We start from the raw sequence: 13,654 nt of genomic DNA, 5'->3' as shown, positions 1-13,654 counted from the left end.
CATGGAGCAGCCCCCGTTCGATCCGCACCGCATCGACGCCATCGTGTTCGACGTGATCGGCACCCTCGTCGACGAGGAGCCGGCGTGGCAGGCCGCCGCCGCCCGGCTGGCCTCTGCCGCCGGTCTCTCCGAGTCGGCCGGTGTCTCCGGGTCGGCCGGGCTCGCCGACCGCTGGGCCGATGCCCTGAACGACCGCATGGACGCCGTGATCGCGGGCACAGCCCCGTGGCAGCCCCACCGACGGCTCGTCGCCGAGGCCGCCTCCGCAGCGATCTCGTCACTGGGCGGCACAGCCAACGCCGCCACCATCGCGCTGGCCGAGGGCGTCGACCGCGAGTACCGCGCCTGGCCCGAGGTCGCCGAAGCGACCGCGGCCCTCCGCTGCAGCCGCCTGGTCGCCGGCGTCAGCAACGGCGACCTCGACTCCCTGGCCCGCCTCGCGAACGCGAACGCGATCAGCTGGGACGTCGCCCTCTCCACGTCCGCCGTCCGCACCTTCAAGCCCGACCCGGACGCCTACCACTACGCCATCGACGAACTCGCCCTCGACCCGGCCCGCACCCTCTTCGTCGCGGCCCACCCATGGGACCTCCGCGCCGCCGCCCGCCACGGCTTCCGCACCGCCTACCTCGCCCGCCCGGGCGCCGAGCGCCCGACCCCCACCGACCGCTTCGACGTGGAGGCCCCCGACCTCACGGCCCTCGCGACCCTCCTCGCCTGACCGGCGGCCTCAGCCGCGCGTCCGCTCCTCGCTGTCGCGCAGCTGCCGCATGACCCGCCGGTTCAGCTCGACGTTGCCCGCGCCCATGACCAGCAGCACGACCGCATAGACCAGCTGTCCCCAGTCCTCCCGCACGAGTGCGAAGACCGCGATCCCGACCATCCCCGCGATCAGCGCGCTGCCGACGACCTGCATCACCCGCGCTCTCCGCAGCCGCTTCTGCACGGATGGTGTGACGTCCGGTGGCCACGGCTCGTCCCACGACCGCCGGTGCAGCCACACCGTGCCGACCGACAGCAGGATGCTCGCCCCCACCAGCACGAGCGCCCCCGGGATGCTCCACGGCGGCATCGCGAGCAGCCACCCTCCGAGCACGGCCCCGCCGACGGCCGCGCCCACCGCCACCCACCCGGCCGCCCGCGGGCTCACGCCCGCACCCCGTCGAGCCGCTCCGCAGCGGGCCGAGCATCCTCGAGCCGCAGGGCCCCCGCGACCAGCAGCGCGAGCCCGCCGAACCCGAGTCCGTAGGCGACGATCGTCACCGGCCAACTCCCGCCACTCACCGTCGCGACGCCCCCGATCCCGTCGGTCCAGGTGCACGAGCGCCCGAGCGGGAGAACGGTCAGCTCCCCGGTCACCGAGCCCTCGGAGACGTCGTTGAGGGGCAACGGCGACTCGGGCCCCTCGCTCGCGCAGTTCACCGTGGCCCCGCCGTCGTGCAGCGTCACGCACACCGCGCCGACCCACACGAGGCACCCCACCATCAGCGCCACGAACCCCACCGCGACCGCCCACCACGCGCGCCTCATCCCCGCACCCTATCCCCAAGTCGACACTCGTCGCCTGAGCTCCGGTGCCAGAGGTGCTGGCACCACGAGGAGCGGACGTCGAGCAGCAGTGTTGCGAACGGCAAGTGCAGGTCGCCTATGCGGCCGGGGATCAGTAGGGCACGTCAGGAGAAAGCGTTGACGAGCCAGCCGAGCGCGAAAAGTCCAACTGGAATTCCATTGAGGACGAGCCCCCATACCGCGTGAGCTACGCCTCGATTGCCTGGACGTCGCACGCTATCAATCGCTACGAAGCCGAAGATAAGACCGATCACTCCGATCGAGGCACCAACAGGGCTGAGCAGGATGGTCATGAGCAGAGCCGACGAAATGATTCCCAGCACAAGGGTCGCTATTGCGCTGCCCGGGAGCGGAAGGCGGGGAGATGCTGAAAGATACACGGGCTGCACATAGACGGGCTGACCTTGCTGGGGCGGGTACGGCAAGGGCGGGTATTGTGCGGCTGGCTGCTGATAGCTCGGCTGGTGATATGCCGGCTGGTGATGTTGCGGCTGAGGCTGGTGGGGGGGCTGCGTCTTGTGGAGGCATCGGAGGGATGTCGTTGTTCACACGAGAATCCTACGGTCGTAGAGAAGGAGGCAGGTGACTACCCACGGCGACGCGCCAGGACCCTTTGCGAACGGCTGGATGGCGCGCAAAGTCATCTGGCGTTCGGAGCAATCGAGACTTGGCGCAGGGTCATTCATGATGTGAGTGGCCGTGAAGACCCCCGCTTGTCAGAATCGATCATGGCCTCAGCCCCGATGCACGTCACCGGCTACCTCCCCAAAGACGCTCCCGACCCCCGCATCGCCCAGGCGGCCCAGGCCCGCACCCTCCCGGTCCCGGTCCTGGGATTCACCCCTCAACCCTCTCTCGACGACGTCCACCTCGAGAACATCGAGACCGGCGGCGGCAGCATGACCGTCGGCATCAGCTACACGCTCTGGCGCAACCCGGCCGACCGCTCCGACCCGGTCAACCTCGCCGACCTCGACGCCGAAGCCCTCCGCTCCCTCGAGCAGCCCTCCCCGCACTCGCGACCGGCCTGGCTCCTCGAGACGATCGAGCGGATGCACTACCCCCTCCTCTGGGAAGCCGTCCGCACCACCTGGCACCGAACCCCGACCGAGTTCTCGGCCCCGCCGACCCTCCTTGTGGCCCACGCGCACCACATCCTCGCGAACCGTTTCCGCGCGGAGCTGGGCCTCGCCCCTGCCCTCACCGACCAGCGCCCCACCCACCCCGCCCACTCGGCCGATCTCCTCACCGAACGCGCCGTCCGCCCCCGCCCACCGGTCGACGTCGACGGCGAACTTCGCCCGGCTCTTGAGATCGACACCGACCCCTTGATCTACGCCCTGGCCGTCCCCCTCACTCCCACCTCCACCCTCACGGCAGTCGTCCCCCGAGCCGACCTCCCGCACGTCACCCTCGCCTTCGCCCGCCGCACCCCACCCACCCCCGGTTCAGCCACCGACCATGGCCATGTGGCAGGATGACCCGGATCGACCGGGGAGACGATATGCAGATGCACCACGCCAGACGACCGACACCGTCGCCCGTCGCCTTCGTCCTGAAGTGGGTGGCCATCGCCGCCGCGGTCGCCCTGATCAGCGTCGTCTCGATCACCGCCTACGCCGTCACCAGCGTCACCCAGCAGTTCAGCTCGAACGCGGTCGACATCGGCAACCCGACCGCCGCCCCGCCCGCCCCGCCGCCCTTCCTCGGCGCCTACGAGGGCGGCTTCAACCTGCTGGTCGTCGGCACCGACAACGACCCCAATCAGGGCGTGAGCTTCGGTGAGCGCGACGCCACCCTGAACGACGTGAACATCCTGCTGCACGTGTCGGCCGACCACCAGAACGCCGTCGTCGTCAGCTTCCCGCGCGACCTGGTCATCCCGCAGCCCGAGTGCACCGACCCCGCGACCGGCACCGTGAACGAGGCGAGCGACGCCGAGGCGCTCAACGACGCCTGGGGCCGGGGAGGCCTCGCCTGCACCGCGGCGACGATCTCGGGCTTCACGGGCGTCGACATCCAGTACGCCGCCGCCACCTCGTTCGACGGCGTCATCGAGCTCACCAACGCGGTCGGGGGAGTCGAGGTCTGCCTCACCGGTGACATCGCCGACACCGATTCGGGTCTCTACCTGTCCGCCGGCCGTACGGTCATCCAGGGTCAGGATGCTCTCGCCTTCCTCCGCAACCGCAAGGGTGTCGGCGACGGCAGTGACCTGTCCCGAATCGGCTCGCAGCAGCAGTACCTCTCCTCACTGCTGCGCAAGATCAAGAGCGAGAGCACCCTCTCGGACATCACCAAGGTCTACGGACTCGCCCAGGCCGCCGCCCAGAACATCAAGCCGTCGACCTCGCTGCAGAGCCCCGACTCGATGGTCTCGCTGGCGCTGACCCTGAAGGACATCGACCTCGCCAAGGTCGTCTTCGTCTCCTACCCGGTGGCCGAGTACGTGAACGACATCAACAAGGTGCAGCCCGTCCCCGAACTGGCCGACCAGCTGTTCACCAAGATCCTCGCCGACCAGCCCTTCACCCTCAGCCCCGACTCGGCCCCCACCGGCTCGGCCGACGAGGGCGAAGCCGCCCCCGACCCCGCTCCCACCGACGCCGCACCCCCCGCCGACGCCGCCCCCACCGACTCCGCCGCCACCCCCGAAGTCATCGAGGGCCTCTCCGGCCAGAACGCGGCAGAAGAGACCTGCGCGGTCCCCAACTGACCTCGAGACGGATGCTCTCCTAGACCCGTTTCGCCGACGACATTCACCTCGACGACCCAGCCACACCATCGTCGGCAAGCGCGGAGCGCGCGGCAGCCCCGTCGGGTTCAGGCGGTCAAGCGCCCGCACCCGGGATGCTGCCGCGCGCTTCGCGCTTGCCGACGGATGATCATGGCTGGGTCGGTGGAAAACAATCACTGATCGGCTGATTTGATTGACCCGGACAGCGCGCCCAGCTATAATTGAGGCACGCTCATGAACGGTTCAGTAGCTTTCTCGCCCACCCCCGCCGACACCACTCCGTCGGCCGTCGAGACGCGCGAAGCGCTCCTCCGGGGCATCGGTGCCGATGCGGATGCGGTGGCCGTCATCCAGAGAGAGCAGGCCGCTCTCGACGCGCGGGCCGTGCAGCATCTGGCCGCGGCGGCCCGCAAGTCGAACTGGTTGGCAAGCCTTCCCGGCGGGTCGCTCGAGCATGCGCGGCGGTCGCTGGTCGCCGAGATCGCCACGACCCTGCGTTTTCCGGAGTCGACGGCCGCCCAGCGCATCGACGACGCCGAGATGCTCTGCGACTTCCTCCCCGTCACCCTCGACGCACTGACCCGCGGCGACCTGACGTATCGCCACGCGCAAGCCGTCGTGCGGCAGGCCCGATCGCTCCCCGAGGCCGCGCGCGGCGAGTTCGAGGTCGTCGCCCTGGCGAACGTCCACCGCCAGACGTCGACGCAGCTCTCGTCGCACGCGCGCCTGGTGCGAGAGCGGATGCACCCCGAATCCATCGACACCCGCCACCGTGAGGCCCGCGAAGAACGAGCCGTCTGGCTCGAGAAGGAGCGCGACGGCATGGCCACCCTGGTCTGCCACCTCCCGGCGGTCGCGGCGACGGCCATCGACGACACCCTCGACCAGCTCGGCCGCGCCCTCCGCTCGCCCGAGGAGTCGCGCACCCACGCCCAGCTCCGAGCCGACTCCTTCGTCGAGCTCCTCCTGCACCGCGATGGCAACAGCAACACGGTCACCCGCGCGCGAGGCATCACGGCGAACATCGCGGTCACCGTGCCGGTACTGTCTCTTCTCGGCCACTCCGCCGACCCGGCCGAACTGCACGGCTACGGCCCCATCGATCTCGAGACCGCCCGCACTCTCACCGCCGGAGCCCCGTCGCTCCTGCGCATCCTCACCGACCCCGTCACCGGCCAGCGCCTCTCGGTGGGCCGCGACCGCTACAAGGTGCCGGCCGACCTGCGCGCCGCGGTCATCCTCGACGACGAGACCTGCCGCTTCCCCGGTTGCACCCGCAACGCCGACCGCTGCGACCTCGACCACGTCCTCGACTGGGCCAAAGGCGGCGAATCGAGCCTCGCGAACCTGGCCGCCCTCTGCCGCCGCCACCACACCCTGAAGCACCACACCGACTGGACGGTCACGGCGGCACCCGCCCGCGCCCTCCACTGGACCTCACCCTCCGGCGCCCGCCACACCACCGAACCCCCCGACCGCGCCCCCGCCCCGCACCCCGTCACGCGACCCGCACCGCACCCGCTCCCCGAACATCCCCCTTTCTGAGGCACAAGTAGCGGCCACGATTTCTTGTGCCCGCTTCCACGCCGGACCGGGCATTTTCCGGCCGGGGCACATCGAGTGCGGAGGCGGTGGGGCTTGCGCGTCTCGCATCGCTCCGCAAGGTACGTGGCTCGCGAGCTCATCCGTTGACGACGAACGACGGCCGACATCGATGAAGAGCCGGATGAGAGTTGCTCTAGAGCACGGCCGCGTACTCGTCTTCTCGGTGGTGCGAGCACGAAAACGATGGCACCACCACGGCTGGTCGTTCCGCCATCAGGTGTAGTGGTTCGGGTAGTCGACCTTCGAGGTGGCACGAGATCGTCGTCTGGATCATCCGAAAACCGCGGGTACAGCGAATTGATGGTCCACCCAGTACCCAGCAATTTCAGTTCGCTGGCAGAAGCCGCGGGAGTAGCCGCAGCCAACGCAAGGACAGCGACGCCCCACGCTGAATTGGCAAGCATCGTTCGACGCGATACGCCCCCGGTCGGTTGCGCAAGCAAGATTGAGAGGAAGATCCCGTCCGAGACCCGTCGCTAAGAATCCCGAACGCAAAAGAGCCCCCTCACTCGACCAGGGGAGGTCCGAGTGTGGGGGCTCAGTGATCTGTGCAGATCGGTTCGATGCTAGTTCAGGCTGCGTGCTGAGTGTCGCACAACTCGTCTACGCGATGGGGATCCCGGTCTCAGGGCGGGGAGGAGCCAGGCGAGCGGCAGGACGGTGTCGACGAGATGACAGGTGGGCACGATGCTCCTCTTACGGAGCGCGCGGCTCGCGCTGTGCGTCGAACTCCTCGTCGCTCCTCGATACACGCCTGACGCTCACTCCTTGCCCCGGTTTTGCGCGAGAATCTCGGGCAATGATCGACGGTGAATCGGGACTGAGTTGCCCCCTGTCTTGGGGGGATGCCTTCGAGCTCCGCAGGCCTATGCTGATCGGCACCCGGCGGATCAGTTTCGGCTAGCCCGTCATGGTGTGGAGATGGCTCCCCGCCTTGCGAATGTTTGGGGCATTCCGAGGCGGGGAGCAGACGAACCGTGTTCAGAAAGCTAGGGGTCTCGCTGAATAGAACGACCGTCTCGACCTGCGACGTCATTGAAACCGGCCGTCAGTGACGCTACACCCCGAGCGCGCCGTTAAGTGCGCACGGTGGGAACCAGGGCAAATTGGCCCTACTTATCTTGGAGGCTCCGCTGACGGTCGTGCCAGTAGGGTGACCGCCCGTCGTTTCTTGGACTCAGCGGCGATTGCTCTGAAATCCGTCGACACTGTCGCCTTCGACCTTCGTTCGTCCCTTGCCGATCCGACGCAAGTTCAGGATGCCGCTGGTCACGAGGGCAGCCATCGCGATCATGCTGAGGATGGGGCCGGCGGGGTGTTGCGGGCCCAGGATCAGGATGACGAGCTGGGCGGCGAACACCAGCGCACCGAAGCCGATGAGGGCCCATCCGAAGGCGCGTGAGTTGGCGAACCGGGTCATGGGGCCTGCTTCATCAGGCGGACGCTGCGCCAGATGAACCAACCGCCGAGCAGAACTGCGATGACGCCGCCCATCCACACCTTCAGGTGAAGGGCTCCGGAGAGGCCCCGCGTCATCGTCTCCTGTCCCATCGGGGTGACGAAGGTCATCGCACCCAGAACGACGCATAGTGCGCCGAACGCGAGCGCGAACCATAGGAACGGTTTGGACCGGCTGAGCTGCTTCATCGTGTCACCATATGGTTCCGGCGAGCCGCGGCGACCGGCGTCAGCCTCGGGAGGTGTCGATGATGAACGAGACAACGAGATTGATCAGAACGAACGCTGCTGAGACGAAGCACAGAGCAGAGAGCAGGATGCGGCGACGACCGAGCGGCTCGCCGTTGGCTCGCGGATGCTTGGTCGTCCACGACACCGTGTAGAAGGTCAACGCAAGGCAGACGGCAAGGCCGACCCAGCGCAGTGCGTTCAGCGTCTCCATGCACGCCAGCCTCCCACGACAAAAGGAAGCTAGACCGCTACTGACCCCTCAAGGTCATCGGCACTGTCTGCATGGCGGTTAGGCTCGAAACTGCGAAGGTCACGACGGGTCCCCTACTTGGTCGTGACCTTCGTGCCTTGTGTTCAAGCGGCCGGGGTCACACTTCGCCGACGAGTCCTGCGTTGAAGCTTCTTCCTGCTTATAGGGGGCGAAAAGGAACAGGGCGGCTCCTACGGATAGAAGGAAGAGCCCGGCAATCAGGAAGGTGAGTTCTCCTCCTTGGTCCCTCAGCAGCGACCGAAAGCTCAACAGGAGACATCCTGCTCCCAACGCCATGAGGACCGAGGCAATGTTGCGAAGTGCGCCTTTGGACCTACGGACGCTGCTCATGCGGCCACTGTCATTAGATCAACTACTCGAGCCCGATACGGTCGCCTGCAGCGTCGTGAGTGCAGAATGAGGGACGCGAACGGACCCACCTGGTATCCGAATTCGGACCAATCAGCGTTGTTGGCATGACCGAGGTGGTACCCGTCGTCTTCGTGCTCGGGCCGCCAAGCGGTTTCGATCAGCATGCCGGCGATCTCATCCACGACCCAGAAGTCATCGTCCTTGATTTCGCGGGCAAGCAACAGCACCACCGACGTGCCTCAATTAGAAATCAGCCACAGCGCTGGTGAGACGGCTGAATTGTTCCTCGAGGTGCTTTCCACTTGGTCGCCGCCCATGACATGACTCGTGAAAGCGATCTTGTAGTACATGTTTTTCTTCGGCAGTGCCGGAACGCGAACAGGAAACACTAGTTTCGTGACTTCGCCGGGTTTAAGGTAGTCATTGAGCACCATTCGCCGGCCGGGGTACCCGCTGCGAATCTCGGTCGCAAAAACGGCGGTCCCCCACTTCCCGCCAGGGAAGTTGGTTTGGAAAGTCGGGATGCCCGGGCCGTTCTGATCCGTGACGTTGTGCCCGTTCGGCCAAACCTCGAGCTGCGCTCCCCGCACCGTCAGCGGCCCCGCGTTCCTCACAGTCGCCGCAAAGTGAAGCGTCCGGCCTCCGCCTACGACGAAGACAGGAAGTGATTCTCGTTGAAAATCGGCCTTCTCGCGAGCACCCCCCGCCCAAGTAGTCAAATCTGAGCGGCCTGCAGACAATGGAGCCGCCGCCCCCAGAAGCGCTACGAGCGGGGCTGCGACCAATCCACCCAGTAGCGTCCGACGTCCAGTATCCATCTCAGTCCCCCCGAATCCTGCGGTGGCAACCGCGCCCTCCGAACGTACTGCTAGCTTCGGCCCGTCGCATTGCTCGAACGGGCAAAAGACAAGAGCCCCACATGAGAGGGGGGGTGTACCTTCACTGGCGTCCCTAGTATGTGACCGTGGGTACCAATATCGCGATGCTCGTCGTCGGCCTCGCTTTCGTCGCGCTAGGGACTGGCCATTGGAAGCGGCCGGACTGGTGATACCGCGATTACAAGGCCCTGTCCGACACCATGACCATGTATCCAAAGCGTCTGCGAGACGCGACCATGAATCGACGGGCAGTCAGAAGAACGGGCGTCGCCAGCATTTGGTTCGGAGTGTTCGTACTTGGGATCCTCGTGTGGCGGCTCTTCAACGCATACGACTTCATGTGACCGCCGACAGCAATCACGGCCTGACCGACATCGGACCAACCATCTGATGAGCGGAACCGCATCCGCCTTCACCCTGTTGATCCTCGGGTTGTGCGCCGCGACGATCGTGATGCAGAGCCTCGCCCGTCGTCCTCGATATCAGGGATCGAAACGCTTCAAGATCATCAATCTCTCGGTGTCCATCGTGATTTTGATCGTCTTCATCAGCATCGCGGCCGCTTGGTTGGAGCAGCAGACCAGCTGAGCCTCTGGACGCTCGTGAGAGCGGCTGGCGGGGCGGTCCGTTTTCTATGGCTAATCTGAGCATATGGACGACCCATTCCCTCTGCCGGAACGAACGCGGGAGTACGCTCAAGTCGCACTCGCTGACGCCCTTCAGGTCGTTATCGCTAGGCGCTCGTCCGAAGAGTGGGAGCTTTTGGCGGCGAATCTAGTGCTGATGGTGAGGTCGTGGCTGGAAACGGGGATTGACCCTGCAGAGGCCGTCGTGCAGGTCGCTATGTCTGGTGCGACCGCCTTTGATGCTATGGCAGGGGTTTTGGCCGAGGACCCCGTTCAACTCATGGAAGCTGTCGAATTTCCCATCTGGGAGTGAATAACACGGCTTCCGGCTCGGCAGTCGCGTCCGATGGCGGCTAAGTCAAATTAGTAGAACTCACGGGTCACAACTTTTCGAACGCTGGTCCGGGCATTCAGTCCCATCCGGGGGAGGAGGAGGAGGAGGCCGCCGCTAGAGGAGGCGAGCGAGCCGGTGGAAGTAGGCCCGCTCGTCGTCACCGAGCCTAAGCGCCCGTGCGAGACTCTCGATCACTTGACTTGAAATCTTGTGCCCGCGCCCCTGTTCAAGCCGCACGTAGTACTCGCGACTGATGCCGGCGACTGCGGCGAGTTCCTCGCGCTTCAGCCCCGACACCCACCTCCGTCATGTCGGCATCGTACCGACTGACGGCCCACGCGAGCGCCCCTAAGCTGTACGAGTTCGAGGGGATGATGATGAGATCGATGAGGAAGTTGTCTGTCTGCGGCCTGCTGAGCGCCGTGCTGCTGGGGGGCTTGTCCGGATGCGCGGGCGACCTCCTCCCGGGAGACCGAGGGAGCGCACCGACGCCGACACCAAGTGTGGCGAAGACGACCACGGTCTACGGCTTCGTCCTCATCACCGACCTGGGGATGACGGCGGAGAAGGTCGCGGAGCGGAGGAACCGGGTCAACGACTCCGGAGATTCCAGCTGTGTGGCACCCGACGGCTTCGAGGACATCGCGGCCGGTGGTGAGGTGCAGGTTCTCGGGCCCGACGGTGTCCTGGCTACGGGCACCGTTCAGGTCGGCGATTGGCAATCCGACGTGATGTCCGCCAACAACGTCAACGGATGCGGGTTCCCGATCGTGATCGACGACGTGCCCGTGGGCTTCGACCGCTACGGCATCCACGTCGGTTCCGAGTCGCGCCCGGCCTACGCCTTCACCGCGAGCGAGATGCGCAGCGGCCCCCGCCTCTTCCTGTAGGGCGCCGAACGTGGTCCGGCGTGCGTGCTTTGTCATGTGGCCCGCCGCTTGGACTGAGCCCGTGACGCCATGCGTCACTATTAAGACGTGGCCAGGTTCCGCGCAAGACCGAGAGCTCTTCGAGCATGGGTCCTCACCTACGTCACCGCAGTGTCGTCCGCCCTGGGCGGGGTCTTGGTCGTGAGCCAGGCCGCCCGCCAGGCCAGCTGGCCGCTGCCTCTCCAAAACGCGCTCGGAGTCGGGGGCGTATCTCTGATCATCGTGGCGGTGTGTGTCGCATTCTCGGCCCCGCCTCTCATCATGGCCAGCCAGCGAGACAAGCAACTCTCTGCCGAGTTCCCTTCGGCAGTGGTCTTCGGATTCGCGGCACGCCCTCACCCCAAGGCCTTCTTCGAGGCGCAAAAGCGACTCGATGGCCTACCGGCGGAACAAATCCGTCCGGTCTACTACACCGCAGTCATCTCGAACCAAGGAATCGACTTCTGGTGCGGGTGGCGTGCATATAGAAGAATCTTCTCTAAACCAGTTCACTCGATCGAGTCGATCGAGATGGCCCGAAGATCTGAATCCGGTCGAACGATCGACGGTTTGCTTCTCACCTTCCGCGACGGAACTCCGTCTCTCTTCGCCGGAGTCCACGGCGGGGCATTCGGGGGGACGGTCGTCCTCAAACGAGCTCAGCTAGCGACCGTCTATCAGAGAGCCGTCAGCGTTCTTTCTGCCGACAACTCCTAGGTGGTGAACCTCGGTTGAACTGGCCGCCCAGGAGTATCAGCCGCTCAGGGCCGCGCAGCCGGGGTTGTATTTCGAGTAGGCGACGGTGTCGTCGATGACGTTGGTTCCCCCTACCAGCGTGATCAGAGCGGGGTTGCGCGCGTTCACCAGTCCGCGAAGGGGATCAGGGATGCACGACCGCAGCGTGATGTACATCGACGCCCGTCCGGCACCGACCACGGCGGCAGCGGCAAGGGCATCCGGGAAGTTCTCGCCGGACGTGAAGTACGCGTGGCCGCTCGGCCCCGACCACTCATTGATGAGTCGAGACGTGTCGTAGCGCGTGGAGCCGGCGAACCGTGTCACGCTCCCCGCTCCGACGACAGAGCGCACCGACTGTTCGATACCGCCGGAGACGGCGTTGGTGCCGCCTGCGATCAGCACCGACTGGCATCCGAGGCGCTGAAGAAGAGACACGGCTTCCGGCTGGAGTGCTGTTGCCGATCCAGGCACGAGCAGTAGGGGCCCGTGGAAGCTCCCGACGAGCGGACTCACCGACAGTGCATCCGGAAACGACGCGCCACTGGCGATCGCCGCGGTGGAGCAGTTCAAGCCCGGGCGCCGTTCCGCGATCGCCATCGACGTGGCGAACCTGTCGGTGCCCGCCAGGCGATCGATGGGCGTCGAGGGAAGCACTGCCTTGACCTGCTGTTCGACGGAGTTCCCGACCGCTGCGCGGCCTCCCACGATCACGACCTTCTGCGGCGCCAGGCGAGCCAGTTCGTCGCGGGTGGTGACGGGCAGCGAGTCGGAGGTGGTGAGCAGCAGCGGGCCGCGATCGGTCGCCGCCGCCGGAGCGGCGGTCAGTGCATCCGCGAAATCGGACCCACTCACCAGATAGACCACGGGGACCCCGCCGTCATAGGCGCTCTGCGAGATGCGCACCGCGGTCTCGAAACGGTCCGAGCCCTCGAGGCGTTCGATGGTGGGCTGGATCGGGTTGCTCTCGTAGGGCACCTGCGGATTGATCACGAGGTTGTCACCGGCGGCGAGCGTGACGGTCGTCGGGTAGTACGTGATGTCGCCCGAAGCATCGACGTTGAATGACTCCGTGTTGGCGCCGATTCTCATCGTGTAAGGCCCGGGTGGGATTCCGGTGACCGAGAAGGCGCCGGTCGAATCCGCGTACCCGGAATAGGTGGGACCCTGCCAATTGCCGGGTGTCAACAGCTGCACGTAGTGAGTGCCGGCTGCCGGCCGACTGGGGAACTCGGGGGAGAGCAGGCGGCCACTCACCGCCGCCGTGTCCACCGCCGCCGCTTGTGTCGGCAACGACTCCACTTCTGATGCGAGGGCCGGTGAGGCGCCGACGAGTGCCACGGCCGGAGTCATCACCGCCATGCCCAGTGCCGCGGCGAACCACCTCCGAGCTCGACCTGACGAAGTCTTCTCCATGGCAGCCACTATCGCAGGATCTCGACCATCAGCACCCACGCGTTCACGATCGACACGATGAAGATTACGATGAACCCGGCCGCCACATGGAACAGCCCGTCCGGGTTGCCGGCGATGAGCAGGATGCCCCCGACGAGCACGCCCGAGAGCTGACCGATCCCGAGCACGATCGTCGGAATCTTGAGGGCGAGCCGCGGCCCGTCGTGGCTCCGGAGCATCCGCACCGCCGCATCCACCTGGAACGCCAGTGCGGCCGCCGCGAACGCCACTAGCTCGATCCCGAGCACCTCCGCGCTCTGCGACGGGATGAGCATCGCCATCGACGACACCAGGATGACCGCGATCGACGCGATCGTGGCCCCGGCCCGCGCGGGCAGTGCCGACCCGGCGATGATCTGCTTCACGTTCACCGAGACGGCGACGATGATCAGCCCCGCGAGCGCTCCGGCGGCCCCCACGGTCGCCGCCGCGAAGTCGTGCCACCCCTCGAGATCCACGCTCGTCATGGGGGAAGCGTAGCGAACCGAGGAAGCGG

Annotated in this window: 17 protein-coding genes; 8 read left to right on the top strand and 9 right to left on the bottom strand. The window is 66.3% G+C overall.

From position 1 onward, the window contains the following. Nucleotide 1 precedes the first annotated feature (1 nt). Nucleotides 2-721 carry an HAD-IA family hydrolase gene (locus tag BJ984_RS00470; RefSeq protein WP_179546368.1) on the top strand — a complete coding sequence of 240 codons (720 nt, stop codon included), beginning with the start codon at nt 2-4 and terminating at the stop codon, nt 719-721. A gap of 9 nt (nt 722-730) precedes the next feature. Here BJ984_RS00470 and BJ984_RS00465 read toward each other — a convergent pair whose 3' ends face one another. The 3 genes from BJ984_RS00465 to BJ984_RS00455 all read right to left on the bottom strand — a co-directional run bounded on the left by BJ984_RS00465 (nt 731) and on the right by BJ984_RS00455 (nt 1,862). Then, nucleotides 731-1,150: a hypothetical protein gene (locus tag BJ984_RS00465; protein WP_179546367.1), complete on the bottom strand. Its 420-nt coding sequence runs from the start codon at nt 1,148-1,150 to the stop codon at nt 731-733. Beyond that, on the bottom strand, nt 1,147-1,530 hold the full coding sequence (locus BJ984_RS00460) for a hypothetical protein (protein ID WP_179546366.1): 384 nt from the start codon (nt 1,528-1,530) through the stop codon (nt 1,147-1,149). Before BJ984_RS00460 ends, BJ984_RS00465 begins: the two co-directional genes overlap by 4 nt. 143 nt (nt 1,531-1,673) lie before the next feature. Further along, nucleotides 1,674-1,862 (bottom strand): hypothetical protein, encoded by a 189-nt coding sequence (locus BJ984_RS00455; RefSeq protein WP_179546365.1) that lies wholly within the window; start codon nt 1,860-1,862, stop codon nt 1,674-1,676. A gap of 435 nt (nt 1,863-2,297) precedes the next feature. On the opposite strand from BJ984_RS00455, the gene BJ984_RS00450 reads away from it, so the two are divergent. From BJ984_RS00450 to BJ984_RS00440, 3 genes are all read left to right on the top strand, one after another. After that, nucleotides 2,298-3,050, top strand: a complete 753-nt coding sequence (locus BJ984_RS00450; RefSeq protein WP_179546364.1) for a hypothetical protein — start codon at nt 2,298-2,300, stop codon at nt 3,048-3,050. A 29-nt stretch (nt 3,051-3,079) separates the two neighbouring features. Continuing rightward, on the top strand, nt 3,080-4,285 hold the full coding sequence (locus tag BJ984_RS00445) for an LCP family protein (protein ID WP_179546363.1): 1,206 nt from the start codon (nt 3,080-3,082) through the stop codon (nt 4,283-4,285). 255 nt (nt 4,286-4,540) lie between these two features. Beyond that, nucleotides 4,541-5,851 (top strand): HNH endonuclease signature motif containing protein, encoded by a 1,311-nt coding sequence (locus BJ984_RS00440; protein WP_179546362.1) that lies wholly within the window; start codon nt 4,541-4,543, stop codon nt 5,849-5,851. Nucleotides 5,852-7,088: 1,237 nt separating this feature from the next. Here BJ984_RS00440 and BJ984_RS00435 read toward each other — a convergent pair. From BJ984_RS00435 to BJ984_RS00425, 3 genes are read right to left on the bottom strand one after another with little or no spacing between them, the layout of a single operon-like run. Next, a complete protein-coding gene (locus tag BJ984_RS00435) occupies nt 7,089-7,331 on the bottom strand; it encodes a hypothetical protein (protein ID WP_179546361.1) in 243 nt (80 codons plus the stop codon). Next, nucleotides 7,328-7,558 carry a hypothetical protein gene (locus BJ984_RS00430; protein ID WP_179546360.1) on the bottom strand — a complete coding sequence of 77 codons (231 nt, stop codon included), beginning with the start codon at nt 7,556-7,558 and terminating at the stop codon, nt 7,328-7,330. Before BJ984_RS00430 ends, BJ984_RS00435 begins: the two co-directional genes overlap by 4 nt. Before the next feature lie 40 nt (nt 7,559-7,598). Then, on the bottom strand, nt 7,599-7,811 hold the full coding sequence (locus BJ984_RS00425) for a hypothetical protein (RefSeq protein WP_179546359.1): 213 nt from the start codon (nt 7,809-7,811) through the stop codon (nt 7,599-7,601). Between the two features lie 515 nt (nt 7,812-8,326). On the opposite strand from BJ984_RS00425, the gene BJ984_RS00420 reads away from it, so the two are divergent. After that, nucleotides 8,327-8,491, top strand: a complete 165-nt coding sequence (locus BJ984_RS00420) for a hypothetical protein (RefSeq protein ID WP_179546358.1) — start codon at nt 8,327-8,329, stop codon at nt 8,489-8,491. Nucleotides 8,492-9,490: 999 nt separating this feature from the next. Continuing rightward, the gene (locus BJ984_RS00415) at nt 9,491-9,688 is read left to right on the top strand and encodes a hypothetical protein (protein ID WP_179546357.1); all 198 of its coding nucleotides are present in this window, start codon (nt 9,491-9,493) and stop codon (nt 9,686-9,688) included. 486 nt (nt 9,689-10,174) lie between these two features. On the opposite strand, the gene BJ984_RS00410 is transcribed toward BJ984_RS00415, so the two are convergent. After that, a complete protein-coding gene (locus BJ984_RS00410) occupies nt 10,175-10,357 on the bottom strand; it encodes a helix-turn-helix domain-containing protein (RefSeq protein WP_179546356.1) in 183 nt (60 codons plus the stop codon). Between the two features lie 206 nt (nt 10,358-10,563). Between BJ984_RS00410 and BJ984_RS00405 the strand changes: the two genes are divergently transcribed. Both BJ984_RS00405 and BJ984_RS00400 read left to right on the top strand, forming a co-directional pair. Then, nucleotides 10,564-10,950 (top strand): hypothetical protein, encoded by a 387-nt coding sequence (locus BJ984_RS00405; RefSeq protein WP_179546355.1) that lies wholly within the window; start codon nt 10,564-10,566, stop codon nt 10,948-10,950. Between the two features lie 180 nt (nt 10,951-11,130). Continuing rightward, nucleotides 11,131-11,685: a hypothetical protein gene (locus tag BJ984_RS00400; protein ID WP_179546354.1), complete on the top strand. Its 555-nt coding sequence runs from the start codon at nt 11,131-11,133 to the stop codon at nt 11,683-11,685. Between the two features lie 36 nt (nt 11,686-11,721). On the opposite strand, the gene BJ984_RS00395 is transcribed toward BJ984_RS00400, so the two are convergent. Both BJ984_RS00395 and BJ984_RS00390 read right to left on the bottom strand, forming a co-directional pair. After that, nucleotides 11,722-13,119 carry a cell wall-binding repeat-containing protein gene (locus BJ984_RS00395; protein WP_179546353.1) on the bottom strand — a complete coding sequence of 466 codons (1,398 nt, stop codon included), beginning with the start codon at nt 13,117-13,119 and terminating at the stop codon, nt 11,722-11,724. Between the two features lie 8 nt (nt 13,120-13,127). Further along, entirely contained in the window at nt 13,128-13,625 is a 498-nt protein-coding gene (locus tag BJ984_RS00390) for a hypothetical protein (protein WP_179546352.1), read from the bottom strand. Nucleotides 13,626-13,654: the final 29 nt, after the last annotated feature.

It is taken from the genome of Herbiconiux flava (genome assembly GCF_013409865.1).
GTDB classification, from domain to species: Bacteria; Actinomycetota; Actinomycetes; order Actinomycetales; family Microbacteriaceae; genus Herbiconiux; species Herbiconiux flava.
Note: the sequence above shows the minus strand (reverse complement) of the source record. Positions and strands in the feature narration are given on the sequence as shown.